Source organism: Heliorestis convoluta, from assembly GCF_009649955.1.
In the GTDB taxonomy this organism is placed as follows: domain Bacteria; phylum Bacillota; class Desulfitobacteriia; order Heliobacteriales; family Heliobacteriaceae; genus Heliorestis; species Heliorestis convoluta.
In genome coordinates this window covers 2,021,035-2,038,805 of the sequence record NZ_CP045875.1, presented here as the reverse complement: position 1 = coordinate 2,038,805, position 17,771 = coordinate 2,021,035, and the positions used below count along the sequence as shown (strand labels likewise).

Annotated in this window: 12 protein-coding genes and 1 pseudogene; all 13 read right to left on the bottom strand. The window is 42.3% G+C overall.

Annotated elements, in window-relative coordinates; translation table 11 throughout:
- Positions 1-8: 8 nt before the first annotated feature.
- Positions 9-917 (bottom strand): tRNA pseudouridine(55) synthase TruB, encoded by a 909-nt coding sequence (truB, locus tag FTV88_RS09780; protein WP_153725461.1) that lies wholly within the window; start codon positions 915-917, stop codon positions 9-11.
- Complete coding sequence (locus FTV88_RS09775; protein WP_162007983.1) at positions 907-1,899, bottom strand: DHH family phosphoesterase; 993 nt, start codon at positions 1,897-1,899, stop codon at positions 907-909. Before FTV88_RS09775 ends, truB begins: the two co-directional genes overlap by 11 nt.
- Entirely contained in the window at positions 1,892-2,245 is a 354-nt protein-coding gene (rbfA, locus tag FTV88_RS09770) for a 30S ribosome-binding factor RbfA (protein ID WP_153725459.1), read from the bottom strand. Before rbfA ends, FTV88_RS09775 begins: the two co-directional genes overlap by 8 nt.
- 72 nt (positions 2,246-2,317) lie before the next feature.
- Positions 2,318-5,121, bottom strand: a pseudogene (infB, locus tag FTV88_RS09765) (translation initiation factor IF-2).
- Between the two features lie 25 nt (positions 5,122-5,146).
- Positions 5,147-5,452, bottom strand: coding sequence for a L7Ae/L30e/S12e/Gadd45 family ribosomal protein (locus FTV88_RS09760; RefSeq protein WP_153725458.1), 306 nt, complete (start codon positions 5,450-5,452; stop codon positions 5,147-5,149).
- Positions 5,452-5,721, bottom strand: a complete 270-nt coding sequence (gene rnpM, locus FTV88_RS09755) for an RNase P modulator RnpM (RefSeq protein WP_153725457.1) — start codon at positions 5,719-5,721, stop codon at positions 5,452-5,454. The genes FTV88_RS09760 and rnpM overlap by 1 nt, the downstream gene beginning before the upstream one ends.
- Before the next feature lie 25 nt (positions 5,722-5,746).
- Positions 5,747-7,027: a transcription termination factor NusA gene (gene nusA, locus FTV88_RS09750; RefSeq protein WP_153725456.1), complete on the bottom strand. Its 1,281-nt coding sequence runs from the start codon at positions 7,025-7,027 to the stop codon at positions 5,747-5,749.
- A gap of 41 nt (positions 7,028-7,068) precedes the next feature.
- Positions 7,069-7,527, bottom strand: coding sequence for a ribosome maturation factor RimP (rimP, locus tag FTV88_RS09745; protein ID WP_153725455.1), 459 nt, complete (start codon positions 7,525-7,527; stop codon positions 7,069-7,071).
- Between the two features lie 283 nt (positions 7,528-7,810).
- On the bottom strand, positions 7,811-10,150 hold the full coding sequence (locus FTV88_RS09740) for a PAS domain S-box protein (RefSeq protein WP_153725454.1): 2,340 nt from the start codon (positions 10,148-10,150) through the stop codon (positions 7,811-7,813).
- A gap of 219 nt (positions 10,151-10,369) precedes the next feature.
- Positions 10,370-14,050, bottom strand: coding sequence for a PolC-type DNA polymerase III (locus FTV88_RS09735; protein WP_153725453.1), 3,681 nt, complete (start codon positions 14,048-14,050; stop codon positions 10,370-10,372).
- A gap of 17 nt (positions 14,051-14,067) precedes the next feature.
- Complete coding sequence (locus FTV88_RS09730; RefSeq protein WP_153725452.1) at positions 14,068-15,228, bottom strand: MGDG synthase family glycosyltransferase; 1,161 nt, start codon at positions 15,226-15,228, stop codon at positions 14,068-14,070.
- 164 nt (positions 15,229-15,392) lie between these two features.
- A complete protein-coding gene (locus FTV88_RS09725) occupies positions 15,393-16,019 on the bottom strand; it encodes a glycosyltransferase family 2 protein (protein WP_153725451.1) in 627 nt (208 codons plus the stop codon).
- Positions 16,020-16,042: 23 nt separating this feature from the next.
- Positions 16,043-17,767, bottom strand: coding sequence for a proline--tRNA ligase (locus FTV88_RS09720; RefSeq protein WP_153725450.1), 1,725 nt, complete (start codon positions 17,765-17,767; stop codon positions 16,043-16,045).
- Between the last annotated feature and the right edge of the window lie 4 nt (positions 17,768-17,771).

Genomic DNA, 17,771 nt, shown 5'->3' with positions numbered 1-17,771 from the left:
GCCATTCCCTACTTTGTTACTTTTTGAGAGCAGTGAAAGACTTTCTTCGGTTGACAGCTCCAGCGTTCACCTTGTTGATAGACTTGACCCATTGCTAAAAGCTGACCACGATGATGGAGACGGATCCACTGCCCTTCTGTCCATGAACCTTTTATATACTGAGATAGACCTTTTTGTAGCGCTTCAAGTCGATGCTCTGGTACTTCCCACGACGGAAATTCTTCCATGGCCTGATATAGTGATAGGGCTGTTGTTGTTGCTTTTTCATTTGTCAATGCTTCTAGCGGTATGCTCTCAGACAGGGGAAAGGGACCGCTTTGTGTACGAATTAGCCATCCCATATGAGCGCCACAGCCAATAACTTGTCCTATATCATGACAAAGCGTTCTTACATAGGTACCTCCAGAACAATGCACTTCTATAATGATCTCTTCCGGTTTTTCTGGATCGAATTGTAAAATTTCTAACCGATAGATCTGCACTTTCCTGGAAGAACGTTCTACCTCAATGCCTTCTCGTGCGTATTCATAGAGTCTTTTGCCTTTTACGGATACAGCAGAAACCATAGGTGGTATCTGTTCTATCGTTCCTTCGAAATGCTTCAGAGTTCTTTGAAGTTCCTCAGTAGAAATTGCAGGAACAGGCTTCTCTGCTAGGACCGCACCTGTAAAGTCTTGACTTTCTGTAGTGCTACCTAAGCAAAGTTGAGCTCTATATATTTTATCAGAGCCGCTAAGGAATTGGACCAATCTGGTAGCTTGTCCCACAGCAATGGGCAGTACGCCGGCTGCTTCAGGATCTAAAGTACCAAGATGGCCAATCCTCTTCTCTTGTAAAATTTTTCGTGCTCTGGCCACCACATCATGAGATGTCATTCCGGGCGCTTTGAGTAGATTGACGAAGCCATTAATCTTCATCAAGACACTCCTTTACCACAGCAAGCAGTTGTTGTTCTGCTTCCGCCATTGTACCTTTTATGGTACAACCAGCAGCTCTTCGGTGACCACCACCACCCCAATGACGTGCTATTGCTGCTACATCAATGGTGCTTTGTGAGCGAAGCCCCACTTTAACTGTTCCTGCTTCAATCTCTCTAAACAAGAGTGCTACCTCTACGCCTTTGATAGTTCGCGGATAGGAAATCAAGCCTTCAAAATCTTCATGAATGGCTCCAATTCTTTCTTTATCTTGAAGTGAGACTCCTATCCAAGCGATTTTACCGTTTGTAGATAGCTGTAGCGTAGAAAGAGCCTGTTGAAGCAATCGCAGAGATCGTAAGGTCCTGCTTTCATAGACTTCTCTTCGAATTTCTTCGATTCGGGCACCCTTTTCTCTCAGCTCTGCAGCTAGACGCAAGGTATAAGCTGTTGTATTAGAAAATTGAAAGGAACCTGTATCTGTCATTAAGGATGTATATAACGCTGTAGCTACATCAGCCGTTATGGGCCATCCTGCCATTTCATGAAGTTGGTAGATTATTTCGCCCGTTGCAGCTGCTTCTGTATCTACCCAGTTGAAGTGACCAAAAAGAGGGTTGCCGACGTGGTGATCAAGATTTACGAGCATCGCAACATTTTGCAGAAAGTCAGGATTTGTACAGACTCGCTCTAGATCACCACAGTCCATAACCACAGCAACATCAATAGAAGAAGCATCTTCGGGAAAAGTTTGTTGTACCAATTCCATAGCTGGCAAAAAGCGATAGATTTGTGGCACCACATCACGACAATAAGCTATCACTGTTTTGCCTTGTTTTTGTAATGTTGTCAAAAGGGCACTTAAAGAACCAAGAGCATCACCGTCAGGTATTTGATGTACACAGAGCAGTACACTTCTCGCTTGGTTTAATGCAGCAACAATGGCTGCTCCCTTGTCACCATGGCCTGTAATTCTATGCATCGGTCTCTCTTTTCGCTTGTATAAGCAATTCGTTAATACGCGTTCCTTTTTCAATAGAGTCATCAAATTGAAAAACCAGTTCCGGCATGAAGCGCACTCTTATTTTGTTGGAGAGTTCACTGCGTAAAAACCCAGTGGCTTGCTTTAAGGCCGTTAAAGTTGCTTTGCGTACCTCTTCGTCGCCCAACACACTTACATAAATTTTTGCATGGCGAATATCTTTCGATACTTCTACATCAGTGATACTTAAAAAGCCCAGGCGAGGATCTTTCATTTCGTCACGAATCAAACGAGCCAATTCTCGTTTGATCTCTTCTGCCATACGGGCCGAACGATGACCAGCCATGTTGGTACCTCCCCAGGTTCAGAGAAAGAGATTACTAGACTTTCTCTGATGTACAATTATTATTGAGCGCTTCTATTGAATTTTCCGCTTTACTTCTTCGAAGATAAAAGCTTCGATGATGTCATTTTCCCGTAGGTCATTAAACTTTTCGATCCCTACGCCACATTCATAACCTTCGTTAACTTCTTTGGCATCATCTTTGAATCGTTTGAGAGAGTCAAGCTTGCCTTCGTGAATTACAATGCCATCACGAATTAAGCGAACTTCAGCGTTTCTTGCAATCTTGCCTTCAAGTACGTAGCAACCAGCAATAGTGCCTGCTTTGGGCACTTTAAATGTTGCTCTTACTTCAGCGCGACCGAGAACAACTTCTCTTTGTTCTGGCTCTAATAAGCCTGACATAGCTGCTTTTACATCTTCGATAGCATCATAGATTACTCGGTACAAACGAATATCAACTTGTTGCGCTTCTGCAGCTTTACGAGTGTTTGTGTCGGGTCGAACATTAAAGCCAATGATGATAGCATTCGATGCCGCAGCCAGCATGACATCGGTTTCCTTAATAGCACCGACACCATCATGTACACACTTCACTCTTACTTCGTCTGTTGACAACTTTTCTAGTGCGCCTCGAATGGCCTCCACGGAGCCTTGTACGTCAGCCTTGACGATAAGGTTCAGGTCTTTCACTTGACCTTCTTGAATTTGCTTAAAGAGATCATCAAGTGATACTTTTGATGTTCTTCTATGGTCTTCTTCTCTCCGCTTGGCCATACGCTCTGCAATAACTTGCTTAAATAGCTTTTCATCATCAACGACCGCGAAAGTGTCGCCTGCATGTGGCACATCGGAAAGCCCTAATACTTCTACGGGCATCGAGGGGCCGGCTTTTTTCACTCTACGACCTCGATCATCAATCATGGCGCGGACTTTACCACTTGAAGTTCCTGCCGTAATCGCATCGCCTACATTGAGTGTTCCTCGTGCTACTAAGACTGTTGCTACAGGTCCACGACCTTTATCGAGCTTTGCTTCAATAACCGTTCCATGGGCTGTACGGTTGGGATTGGCTTTTAGATCTTGTACTTCTGCTACAAGCAAGACCATTTCCAATAATTGGTCTAGGTTCTGTCCTGTCTTTGCTGAAACAGGTACGGCAATGGTTTCGCCGCCCCATTCTTCAACGACCAAACCATGTTCTGTCAGCTCCTGCTTGACACGATCAGGCGTTGCATCTGGCTTGTCAATCTTATTGATGGCTACAATGATAGGAACCTCTGCTGCCTTCGCATGATTGATCGCTTCGATCGTTTGTGGCATAACGCCGTCGTCAGCAGCAACAACTAGAATGGCAATGTCTGTGACTTTGGCACCACGAGCTCTCATGGCTGTAAATGCTTCGTGGCCTGGTGTATCTAGAAAGGTTATTTTCTTACCTTGTACTTCTACCTGGTAGGCACCGATATGCTGGGTAATACCACCTGCTTCGGAAGCAATAACATCAGTGTGACGAATAGAATCAAGCAAAGATGTTTTTCCGTGATCAACGTGACCCATAACGGTAACAACAGGTGGACGAATGATCATGTCTTCTTCAATATCTTCAGCATCTTCGGCCAACAATTCTTCTGCTGTGAAGGACTTGGTAACATCAACAGAGATATCCCACTCTGCTGCTAATACCATCGCTGTATCAGCATCGATTTCTTGGTTAATGGTTGCCATAACGCCAAGATGCATTAACTTTTTGATTAATTCGTTAACAGGTATTCCCATAGCCTGGGATAGTTCTGCTACCGTTACATTCTCATCGATAACAATATGTTTCGGTCGCTCTGCAATCACCTGTTCTCGATGAAAGTTTTTACTCTTTCCTCTACCTCTAGGGTGAAAGAGTTTTACATCTGATTTATCATCGTAGCGATGATCTTTGTCTTTTGGGGCTTGTTTGTTGTTAGCATGTCTTTGTCGTCCATCTTTTTTTGGCGGTTCAGCAATATCAGGTGGCTTAGGAATGGCTGACTTAGGAATGGGTCTAGAACCTCCGGCAGGTCCTGTATGTTTTCGACCTTGCCCCGGTCTTCCTCCAGCACCGGCTGGACCACCGGGTCTTGGGCCTGCTCCTTGAGGACGAGGGCCTCCTGGACCGCCGGGTCTTGGGCCCGCTCCTTGGGGACGAGGGGCCGCCGGGACCACCGGGTCTTGGACCTGCTCCTTGAGGACGAGGACCACCTGGACCACCGGGTCTTGGGCCTGCTCCTTGAGGACGAGGGCCGCCGGGACCACCGGGTCTTGGACCTGCTCCCTGAGGACGAGGGCCGCCGGGACCACCAGGTCTTGGGCCTGCTCCCTGAGGACGAGGTTCCTCCTGGACCGCCGGGTCTTGGGCCCGCTCCCTGAGGACGAGGTCCTCCTGGGCCGCCGGGTCTTGGTCCCACGCCTTGAGGACGAGGACCGCCGGGACCACCAGGTCTTGGACCGGTTCCTTGAGGACGAGGGCCACCTTCTTGATTTCTTGGTGCACCTATCCTTGCTCCAGCAGGCGTAGCGCCTTCTTGTCTCATGCCATCGGGTCTACCTGCATGTTCGGGTCGACGTCCATCATTGCGCGGTGGTCGATTCCGTTGTTCTTCTGGACGAACTTGTCTTTGTTCTCCACTTTGTCCGCCTCGAAAAGGACGTCCTTCTTGAGACGCTCTTTCCTGATTCGGTCCACTTGCTCTTTTGACATGGGGCAATACTTTTTCAATATCTCCGTCTTCTAAGGTACACATATGATTTTTCACATCAATACCCAGATCGTTGAGCTTTGTGACAAGCGCTTTGCTTTCAACGCCCAAATCTCGGGCCAATTCAAAAACTCGTTTTTTGACCATACTGTCACTCCCTATGATATTGTTCTTATTTCTGTTGCGCTTGCTCAATAGCCCGGGCAAATCCCTCGTCAAGAACAGCTACAATTGTTCTGGGAGACTGTCCTAGTGCGATTCCTAAGGATGCTTTTGTACCGACTTGAATCGTTTTAATCCCTAGATCTTGACACCAGAGATTATATTTTTCTATCGCATGAGGTGAGCCATCGTTAGCCATTATGAGTAAAGCTACTTTTCCTTTTTTAAGGTTTGCTTCTACAGCTGTTTCGCCTGAGGCGATTTGCTTAGCTCTTCGAGCAAAACCAAGCAGGGCATACAATTTTTCTAAGTCCATCAGACATCTCCTAATTGGACCTTGAGGGTCTCTATAACATCGGGTGAGATCGCTTGCTTTAATGCTTTTTCCAGTCGCTTTGCTTTGATTGCTTTGCTTAGACATTCTTGTGAGATACATAGGTAGGCGCCTCTACCTGACTTTTTACCTGTTGGATCAAAGACAATTTCGCTTTCTGGTGTTCGAACGACTCGTATTAATGCTTTTTTCTCTTTTCTTTCATTGCAACCAACACAAATTCGTTGAGGAATTTTTTTCGTACGGACCATGGCTGTTCCTCCGCATCAGCACAGTTTAGCTTTTTTGATCATCCTCTGCTTCGTAATCCGCATCGTTCTCATTTGTTTTTTCATAGCTTTCGTCGTAATTTTCGTCGTATTCACTATTTACTTCTTCATAATCAGCGTCGTAATCGTAGTCTTCATCATAACTTGCATCATAATTTTCAACTTCTTCTACGGTATCCTCTGGATATTCATAGTCTAGCTCGTAGTTTTCATAATTTCCTTGCTCATCATATGTTGAAGGTAAAATTTGTAGTGACTTGGCTTGACTTTCGCTTTTGATGTCTATTTTCCAGCCCGTAAGCTTCGCGGCAAGTCTTGCATTTTGACCTTCCTTGCCAATGGCCAATGAAAGTTGATAATCAGGAACGATAACACGAGCTACTTTTTCATCTTCTATAATATCAACAGAGATGACTTTCGCTGGGCTTAGCGCATTGGCTACAAACCTGGCTGGATCTTCATTCCACTTTACAATATCTATCTTTTCTCCACGCAGTTCTGTTACAATGGCTTGCACTCTCATCCCTTTAGGACCTACACAGGCTCCAACAGGATCAACGTTTTCATCTCTGGAATAAACAGCGATTTTGGAGCGGGCACCTGCTTCGCGGGAAGCTGCTTTTAATTCAACGGTTCCGTCATGAATTTCTGGTACTTCAAGTTCAAATAGTCTTTTCAACAGACCAGGGTGCGTTCTAGAAATCATGACTTGCGGCCCCTTGGTTGTTTTTTTCACTTCGACTATATATGCTTTAATTCGATCTCCATGACGATAACTTTCCCCGGTCATTTGTTCAGAAGGTGCTAACAAAGCTTCTACTCTGCCGAGATCTACAAAAATATTTTTGTTTTCCATACGCTGAACAATGCCTGATACGATGTCGCCTTCTCGATTCGAAAATTCTTCATAGATCATGCCACGCTCTGCTTCTCGAATGCGTTGTACAACCACTTGCTTGGCTGTTTGTGCTGCAATTCTACCAAAGTTCCTTGGTGTAACTTCAAACTCTATGATATCATCGATTTGATAGCGTGGGTCAATGGTTTTGGCTTCCTCTAGAGAGATTTCTAAACGTGAATCTACTACATTGTCGACAACGTTTTTGCGAGAATAGACTTTAAACTCTCCAGAGGCCCTATCGATATGAACCCGAACGTTTTGTAGAGAACCAAAATTTTTCTTATAAGCTGAAATAAGTGCTGCTTCGATAGCTTCGATTAGAATCTCTTTAGATATATTCTTTTCTCGTTCGAGGTCTTGAAGCGCCTCTAGAAATTCGACGTTCATCGTTATGACCTCCTATTTTCTGTTTTTACCTTGTCTATAATTTAAAAGTGAACGTATAGCCGAACTGATGAAACTTTGTCAAGAGGTATAACGACTTCTTGTGTATCTCCCTTTATAGTTATGCCTTCTTCACTACGCTGTATCAGTTGACCAATATGCTCCTTGCTACCTTCAACAGGGGCAAAGGTGGTGATTCGAATCATCTCTCCTTGGAAACGCTCAAAATCACTGACTTTCTTCAAAGGCCGTTCAATACCTGGTGATGATACTTCTAGTGAGTAGGTGTGTACGATAGGATCTTCCCTGTCTAAAAGTTCATCAATCTTACGACTCAGGTTCTGACAGTCTTCTAGCTCAATCCCTTTTTCCTTATCTATATAAACCCTCAAGTACCATTGTCCGCCTTCTTTGACCCATTCTACATCAACAAGCTCTAGGCCTAATTCTTGCGCAAATGGTTCGACCCATTGTGCGATCTTATCTTCTATGCGCTCTTTCATAGACCTTCATTCCTCCTTACTACAACCAATAAAGCAAATAGATTATCGTAGGGTTTCGATCATAGGTCTTAGTTTTTCCTTATTGAAATATTGACATACCCGATACACCGCATTTATAGACAAATGGAAAGAGTGGGTTAGGTACCCACTCTACTACAAAATCGATAAATCAACAGTGTTTATCGGAAAAACGGCATAGGAAAGGTTGCTTTACAAGATCTAAAAAAAAGCAACACAAACCAAAAATAGTATAACACACCTCAACTTCCGGTGCAACACCTCTTCATCCATTCTTCGGTAATGACTTTTTATCGACGGAGCTGCTCCCGTTGCTTTCTTCCTGTTGAAAGGCCGTAATAAAAGTGGTTCCTTCTCGACTGGTATCAAATGTCAAGGTGGCATTGTGTCTCTTGACAATACTTTGGCAAACAGCCAGTCCTAGACCTGTACCATTTTCTTTCGTTGTGAAGAAAGGTGTGCCAATTTTATCAACTACGGCTTTTTCAATTCCTTTGCCTTCATCTTGTACAGCCATGACTACTTTTTCTTCGTCTAAATAGGTCTGAATACGCAAAGTTCCTCCAGGCTCCATCGCTTCTAAGCCGTTGCGTGTTATGTTAAGTATAAGCTGTCGTATCTCTTTTTCATCGAGAAGAAGGTCTGGAATATCTTGCTGTTCTAGAATGATTTTTTTCTCCGCCAATATAGCGTTTGCTTCAATTAAAGGATATAAGTACTGTAGGATGTTGTTCAGATTCGTTTTCTTGCGATTCTCTGCTTTATTCTTTGCCAAAGATAAGAACTCCGTTATGATCATATTCGCTCGATCTAATTCGTCTATCATCAGATCAAAATTTTTCTTATCGGCTTTATAAATATCTTTGTTGCTTATGATTTGCAGATAACCACGAACTGTTGTCATAGGATTGCGTATCTCATGGCCAATGCCTGCTGCCATTTGTGCGACTAAATTCAATCGATCGAGTGCAGCAATTTCTTTTTCGAACTTTTTTCGTTCTGTAATATCATTGGCTGCTGTTATATAACATAAATGGTTGTTCAGCTCTACAACTTCTGTAGATATAAGCCAGTTCCTTGTCTCTCCTTTGCTAACAGACACTTCTTTTTCTTCATTTCGCATGATACAAGTACCTTGCTGTTTATGGCTAGAATCAAAGAGCGATGGATCCATCGTCCACAGATTTCGTTCTTCCGGTATTTTTCCAACTATTTCTTCTCTCGTAAACCCTGTCACCTCTAAAAAGCTAGCATTTACTTCTACAAATTTGCATGTTTCTAGCTCATTAATGGTCATAGGATTTGGATTGGCGTGAAAAACTTTTGAAAAAAGTTCCTCTGAAAGGTGTAACTTTCGCATCATCTCTTTTTGCTCTGTTACATCTCGTCCTGCTATGTAGATCAACCCTTCTTCCACAACAGGTACTGCGTTCCAGTTAATCCATTTATACTCTCCTGACCTACAGTAAAAGCGTACTTCTCGATTCGCTTCTGCAACGCCTTTCTTCGTTAATTCAATAGCTTCTTCAAAACTCTGTCGATCTTCAGGATGAATAAAAAGGTGCAGGGGTCTATCGTGAAGCTCCTTAATATCTTGGGCAATCGTTTTTTCAAAAGCTAGGTTCCATCGTTTTATCTGTCCTTGAAAGTCAATAATACAAAGAAAATCTAAGGATAAAGCAAAAAATCGAATCAGTTCTTGTTGCGCTCGAATGCGTTCTATGGTTTCTTTGGCAAGTTGATTATTGGCTATTTCGATTTCATGGCTGTGCGTACTCATTTTTTCTAGCAATGGACGTAGCTCTGGAAAGCTGGTTTGTAGGAGTAAGGCTTCATCGGTTTGTGTGGCTGCTACGCCAAAACTTTCCATCTCTATTTTTAGGCGACGGAAAATATGCCAAGCTAGTAGAATGCATAGTGCTGCGATAAACATCTGAATAAAAGCGACTTCTGCTGTTCTCAAGTTAACGATGCCGTGAAATTTATTTTTGTTGATACTTCCCCAGCAATAGCCAATTAGTTTGTCATCTGCATAAACGGGACGGATGACGTAAATAGAAGGATCGTCAGTCCAAGAGAAGTATTTGATACTTTGCTCTGTTGGACTTAATCCTTTTTGTAATTCTTTCTCTAGAATCGTGATTATTTCTTTGTTTGTTTCAGAAACTTTGAATCGGAAATTATCAACTGGAAAAATCCGATCAATAACTTGAATGTTGATTTTTTTGTCTTCTTCATAATTGATTAATTGGCCCGTTTCATTGTAGTAAAAGGCCATGTTGACACCAGGATATTTTCTGGCCAGTTCTGCTAGGAAAAACTGCATACTTTCATTCAGCTGGCTTTCATAATTCGTCTCAGCAACTTTTTCTTCTTTTTGAGCAAGTTCTTGATAGATATGCGCGATCCGCTCTGCCATGGCATAGGTTATCTCATGAAGTGTGAAGTTACGCTCATACCGCTCTTTTTTGATGAATCCTAGATGAACGATACCTGTCATGCCGATAGTGTATAAAAGCACCAAAAATAGGATAGAAAAGTACACTCTTTTGGTAAGTGGAAGAGGATATATTTTTCTAAGTATTCCTTTTATCTTTTCTCGCATTCTACACCGTCTCCTCTATCCTAGTTACAAAGAAAGCCTCTCCTTCAACAAAACGTAGTGAGGAGCAGGCTTTTGTGCATCTTAATCTTTAATTCTATATTTCAAACTAATTAATTATTTTGTAGCACAGCTATACTTCTTAGAGGGTATAATGATAATACTGTTCAATCCTAATTATAGCATTACTTATCAAGTTGTGGTAGAGCTTTTTTATTTCTTTTAGAAGAGACAGATTTGATTCGTTTCTGATAGACCTTCTAAAGCACCGTGATTCTGTAATACTTCTATAACCGTTTTACTTACTCTAGCTCGAATGCGTATGTCTTCAATAGATGTAAAAGGTACTTCTTCTCGAGCCGTCATAATATTTTGAGCGGCCGCCTCACCAAGACCTGCTAAGGCTGCAAAAGGTGGCAGTAAGCCCTCCCGCTCTATAAGGAATCTTGTAGAATGGGAGCGTAGCAAAGTCACTTTTTGCATGGCGATGCCTCTTTCGTACATCTCTAATGCCAATTCTAAAATGGTCATCAGGTTTTTCTCTTTTTGAGTAGCATCGTGTCCTTTTTTCTCTATTTCTTCAATTTTCATGCGCACAGGATGAACGCCGTTGCAGATAATATCACCATCAAATTCATCGGCTCTAACTGTGAAAAAAGAAGCGTAAAAGGCTTCAGGATAATAGACCTTGAAATAGGCAATACGAAAGGCCATCGTCACGTAAGCGACAGCATGTGCTTTGGGAAACATGTATTTGATCTTTTTGCAAGATTCAATATACCATGACGGAACTTGATGATGACGCATCAATTCCTCATCTTCTGGCTTAAGGCCTTTTCCTTTACGTACGCTTTCCATAATGGAGAAAGCTTTTTTCGGTGGAAGACCTTGATAGATTAAGTACACCATGATGTCATCACGTGTTGAGATGGCTTCATTAACTTGACAAGTACCGCTTTTGATCAAATCCTGGGCGTTGTTTAACCAGACGTCTGTACCATGAGAAAAGCCGGAAATACGCACCAGTTCAGAAAATGATTTTGGCCTTGTATCTTCTAGCATTTGTCGAACAAATTTAGTTCCAAATTCAGGGATACCGTAGGTGCCTACGTTCGATCGTATTTGTTCTGCTGTTACGCCTAAGGCTTCTGTAGTAGAGAATAGTGACATGGTTTTGGGTTCATCCAGTGGAATTTTACGAGCATCTACACCTGTTAAGTCTTCTAACATCTTGATCACAGTCGGGTCGTCGTGGCCTAAAATGTCTAGCTTAACAAGGCGACTCGATATAGAGTGGTAATCAAAGTGGGTCGTAATTGTTTCCGATTTGACATCATCTGCCGGTCGTTGCAAGGGTGTAAAATCATGAATATCAGCATTTTTGGGCACAACCATTAATCCGCCAGGGTGTTGACCTGTTGTTCTTTTTACACCTGTGCAGCCACCGACAAGGCGCGCAATTTCAGCATTGCGACAGTGCATTTTCTTTTCATCTAAGTAGTTCTTGACAAAGCCGAAGGCCGTTCTTTCTGCGAGCGTAGAAATGGTGCCTGCCCGAAAGACGTAGTCTCGTCCAAAAAGTTCTTCTGTAAACTTATGAGCTCTAGGTTGGTATTCACCGGAAAAGTTCAAATCGATGTCAGGTACTTTATCACCTTCAAAGCCTAGAAATGTTTCAAAGGGGATATCATGTCCATCTTTTTCTAATTCTTTGCCGCAGGTAGGGCAATTCCGATCCGGTAAGTCGGCACCACAACCAATTGTTCCATCCGTAAAGAACTCAGAGAATTTACAAGCACTACAGCGATAATGAGGTGGCAAAGGGTTAACTTCTGTAATCCCTGTAAAAGTTGCTACCAAGGACGAGCCAACGGAGCCTCTTGAACCGACAAGATAGCCATCGTCATTTGATTTTTTGACGAGTTTTTGTGATATTAGGTACAGAACAGCAAAGCCATTGGAGATAATAGAGTTCAGTTCTTTATCAACTCGTTTTTGTACAATGTCCGGTAAAGGATTACCATACAGTGTGGCGGCACAATCTTCCGTCATCTGCCGAATCTGCTCTTCCGCCCCTTCGATGATGGGTGGAAAAAAGTCGTCAGGAATTGGTTGCAGCATCTCAATCTGGTCAGCAATCTGTCCTGGATTAGCAACGACCACTTCATGGGCTCTATCTTTGCCAAGATAAGAAAATTCTTCAAGCATCTCTTCTGTCGTTCGAAAGTAAAGCGGTGCCTGGTCGTCAGCATCATCAAAGCCTTTCCCAGCCATTAGAATGCGACGATAGTATTCATCAATTGGTTCTAGAAAGTGTACATCACAAGTAGCTACTACGAGTTTTCCGGCTTTTTGTCCCAATCCTACAATATGTTCGTTGATGCTTTGTAGTTCATTTTCTGATTGAACGTGTCCTTTTCGTAATAGAAATCGATTGTTACCTATCGGTTGTATCTCTAAGTAATCGTAGAAGTTTACGATTTCTTCGATTTTTTCTGGCGATGCTTTCTGAAGAAGGGCTTGGTAAAGTTCTCCAGCTTCACAAGCACTTCCGAGAAGCAATCCATCTCGATATTCTTCTAAGAGGTCTCGAGGAATTCGGGGTCGGCGATGAAAATATTGGAGATGAGACTTTGTAATTAATTGATATAGATTTTTTAAGCCTGTCTTATTACGAACAAGCAAAATGATGTGATAGGATTTTACTTTTTCGCCTGTTGCGGGCGCTTTATCAACGAGATATGCTTCTACGCCATAGATTACTTTAATATTATGTTTTTTCCCGGCATCGGCTGCTTCAGGAAAAGCTTGTACGACACCGTGATCTGTAATTGCAATCGCTTTATGCCCCCAGGCTGCTGCTCGAGCGATTAAATCTTTGGCTGAAAGGACTGCATCCATAGAGCTCATTTTTGTATGGGCGTGTAGCTCTACTCTTTTTATCGGTGCATTATCAAATCGTGATACTGGTTCTTCCGCCTTGTTAATATCTCGTGCTAACAGGGCTAGTTCTTGTTGATATTTATCGAATTGAACAGAGCCTCGTACTTTTACCCAGCGATGCTCTTTCAACTCTCCGCTTTCCAAAAGATCCTCTTTCTCCCCTTCAAAAACTTTTACAGTAATTGCATCGGAGAGATCTGTTATATGAAAAGTAATAAGACGACGACCTGATTTCATTTCTCGAGTTTCTAGGCCAAATATTCTTCCTGCTATAACAACAGATCGTTCTTCATCTTCTATGTCTTTAATAGGAGTTACCATAGAAGTGTCAATTTTTTTACCGTATATTTCTTGGTTTTGATTGCTTTTCTTGTTTTCTTCTTTATCTTTACTTTCTTTAACCTTTTCATCAGCACTTTGGCTTTTACAGGCTTCTAAAAACAATCTTCTTTCTTCTTCTTCTCTATTTTGCAGATAGCTATCATCACATAGATTTTCTACTTCTTCAAGTGAAATATTTATGGAAAGTCCAAAAACTTGCTCAGCCTGTTGAACCAAGGAATGTACACATTGGCGACTTTTGAGTAAATCTATTTTCGTTCGTTCTACTTTGAAAATAATTCGGTTTCCCTCGACAGTGCCTTTTAGTGCTTGTAAGGTCGAGCGAAGCAAAGGTTGGTCTGGTGTAGCAAGGTGAATCCAACAAGACCAATACTCTTGCAATAACTCTTCAATCGTAGCAATTTTGCATTGTATAGTAAGGTGAAGACAATTGCATTCCGGCAAAATCGCTGCTACTTTCTCTTTCCATTGAAGCAAATCTTCTTCCTGCCAGGGCCCTGTTGCTTGGAGGTAAAGAAGAGCTTCTTGACCCCTTTGATTAATAAGAAATTGTTGGATACGAAAAACTTTATTATCATATCGTTGATTGTTTATTATCACATTAGAAGGTTGGGACATTACCTTTCTCCCTTCTTCTATGAGCCCATGACTGAAGTTTGTGAAAGAATTTTATCAATATCTTCTGCTACATGGTAAGCGGCCTGGGCTTTTTTAAGTTTTTTTGCACCCTCCTGAAGAAGAGAGCGTTCTTTGTGGTCCTTAATCAGTTGAATCGTTAATTTTGTCAGTTCTTCCACCGTAGAGGCACCTCTTGCCACATCTTTTTTTAGTAGAAATTGATAGTTCCGTTCTTCATGGCCTGGCAAAGGTGATAAGAGTAATTGAGGCAATTCTAAAGCAATTGCTTCTGATGATGAAAGACCTCCTGGTTTGGTGATTAATAAATCAGACGATGCCATAAGGTAGGCTATCTTATCCGTAAAGCCATATACTTTCAGATGTGGACTCTCTATTGCACTGAGCCGCTCTTCTAAACTTTTATTTTTTCCGGCTACGACTACAATTTGCCATGTGTCGATATCGCTATTCTGCATTTGTAACAATAAACTGTTAACCCAGACATCTAAGGCCCCTAAGCCTAAACTTCCTCCCATAATTAAAATGCGATGGCTTGCACTAGAAAGTGCTGCTACTTCTTCTGCTGCTTCTCTTTTCATGTCTGTTACTGTCAAAAAGGAAGGATCGATTGGAATTCCTGTTACAACAGCTTTCTCTCTTTTGTCTCCTAACTTTTCTATTTCATCGATCAAATCTTCCGCCGCTACATAATAGCGATCGCAGTCTGAATAAATCCAAAAAGGATGAAACGAGAAATCGGTAACAACACCTGCTGTTTTTAGATCTAGTGACTCTTCTTTCTTAAGCACAGATAAGAGTCCTAGTGGAAAGGGGTGTGTACAGATCACGACTCGAGGCTTGTGTTCTTGTAATAGCGCTTTCAAGCCAGGTCCTAGGTATTTCCACAAGGATTGATTAAAAAAACTTTTACTCAGTGAGCCTACTTTGAGTGTTGCTGATGTATCATAAAGCTTTCTATATAGCCCCGGAGTATAGTGAAGCATATGCATATAGCTTCCAATGGTAAAGCGAAAAACCCAAGATGGGCCACAAGTAAAGATATCTTCTATATGACTTCGTATACCTCTTTTTTTAAGCGCACTATGTAGCGCTTGGGCGGCTCGAATATGACCTGCTCCCGCTTCTACTGATAATATTAAAACATCGCTTAAACTCATCCACGATTCTCCTGCTACGGTCTTCAATGTCCTATCATCTATTTTAATGATGCCACTATTGCTTAAGCCCTGTCAATGAATTGATTGTTATGTTTTAGAGCCCGTGAAGAAATCTTCACGGGCTCTATTGTAATTCCTTGCATGATATTAAATTTTCGTAGAGATTATTTTACCCACTTAGCAATTTCCCAATACATTTTCATGCGTTCTTTAAATCCTTTGAGCAAACCAAGCTTTTCTTCTTTCATCATGTGCGTTAAGTCTGGCAAAAGAACTTCTATCTTCCGTAGTGATTGAGAACGTCTAAAATGTTGCGTTAGGGCTGCTTCCACACCATATCGACTCGCTTCTAATTCAGAAACATTTAAAAAAATGCTTTTCAAGACAGCTCTTTGTCCTGACAAATAGGGCGTAATCAATTGCCCTAGGTCAGTAGCCAGTCGTCCTCTTTCGAAAACGCCGACAGTCATCTCTACATTCCCTTTCAACAGAGGTTCTACAAGGCTTTGCAAGTGTTCCCTTTTCAGACCCATAAGATCTGCATCGAGAAAAAGTAGTATTTCATACTTAGCTTCTTGCACACCTACTTTCATCGCACCACCTTTGCCAATATTTGTAGGCAGTTCTACCACGCTAGCGCCTGCTTGCTTTGCTACAACAGCTGTGGAATCGGTGGAACCATCACTGACTACAATGACATCGCGATGATAGGGTGATGTCATAACAACCTCTACGACCTCAGCAATTCTGGGCTCCTCATTATAGGCCGGTATGATGACGGAAACAGACACCTACTACCCACCCCTAATCGTGACTAGGTATTGCCGAAACCTGGCTCTATCAGGGTCGCAACTTTTTGTAGGGCCTCTTCTATCGCTATGTTGTATTGTTCTCCACTTTTACGTACTTTTATTTCTACAATTCCTTCTTTGATTGCTTTGTTGCCAACAACAACTCTTATGGGAATTCCAATGAGATCGGCATCTTTGAATTTTACACCCGGTCTTTCATCTCGATCATCTAAAATTACTTCCAAACCTTGCTGTTGCATTCCCTGATAGAGATTTTCAGCAATAGCCCTTTGTTTTTCATCTTTATAAGAAACAGGTACAACTATAACTTGATAAGGCGCTACGGACATAGGCCATATAATACCTGCTTCATCATGATTCTGTTCGACTGTGGCAGCCATTGTACGACTTACACCTATGCCGTAGCATCCCATGACCATCGGTTTCTCTTGACCTTTTTCGTCAATAAACGTACATCCTAAAGCTTTTGTGTATTTTGTTCCCAGTTTGAAGACCTGTCCGACTTCTATACCTCTCGCTGCTTCAAGTGGCGCACCGCATTTCGGACAGGGTTCTCCTTCTTCTACCATACGCAAATCGTCCACAAAGGTAACTTGGAAATCTCTTCCCGGGCAAATATTTTTAACGTGTTTATTTTCTTCATTCGCCCCAGCAACGGCTCGGGACATTTTCATTACTTCCCGATCGGCATAGATTTTTATATTTTGAAGCCCTTGTGGCCCTAAAAAGCCTTTGCCACCGTTGCTTATGGTTCTGCACTCTTCCTCTGTTGCCAGTGATAGATCAAGAGCTCTTGTTACGTTGGCTAATTTCACTTCGTTCAATTGTCGATCGCCTCGTATTACTACGACAATAAGCTCTTCATCAGCACGATAGACCATTGTTTTGATTGTTTCTGCTGGAGTAACTGATAAAAATTTGCTTACCTCTTCAATCGTTCTTTGGTTTGGTGTGTCTACTACAATCATGTCCAAAGGTTCATGAAAAGATTCTTCATCTGTCAAAAGGCTACTTTCTGCTTTTTCCACGTTGGCTGCATAGTCACATTGATGACAAAATAGAATTGCACCTTCTCCTGAATCGGCGATAACCATAAACTCATGGGTTCCACCGGTTCCACCAATTGCTCCGGCGTCAGCTTCAACAGGACGGAAGGTTAGTCCACAACGTTTGAATATATTACTATAAGCCTGAAACATACTCTCGTATGTTCTATGCAATCCTTCTTCGTCTCGATCAAAAGAGTAAAGATCCTTCATGATAAACTCACGACCTCGCAATAAACCAAAACGAGGGCGGCGCTCATCGCGATATTTATTAGCAATTTGATAGAGCAGAAGAGGAAGGTCACGGTAAGAACGTATGTCATTCCGCACCAGATCTGTTACGATTTCTTCATGGGTAGGACCAAGGCAAAAGTCTCGATTATGTCGATCTTGTAATCGAAAAAGCTCATCACCGTAAACGTGCCATCGACCTGATTCTGTCCAGAGTTCTGCTGGTTGTATCACAGGCATCACAATTTCCTGTCCATCGGCGGCATTCATTTCTTCTCGAATGATTTGAGTTATTTTTTGTAGGACCCGCTGGGCCAAAGGGAGATAGTGATAGACACCCGCCGAAGAACGTCTTATATAGCCTGCTCGAAGTAAGAGTTGGTGACTGATCACTTCTGCTTCTGCAGGAGTTTGTCGTAGCGTTGGTACCATTAGCTTACTCATTTTCATGGAT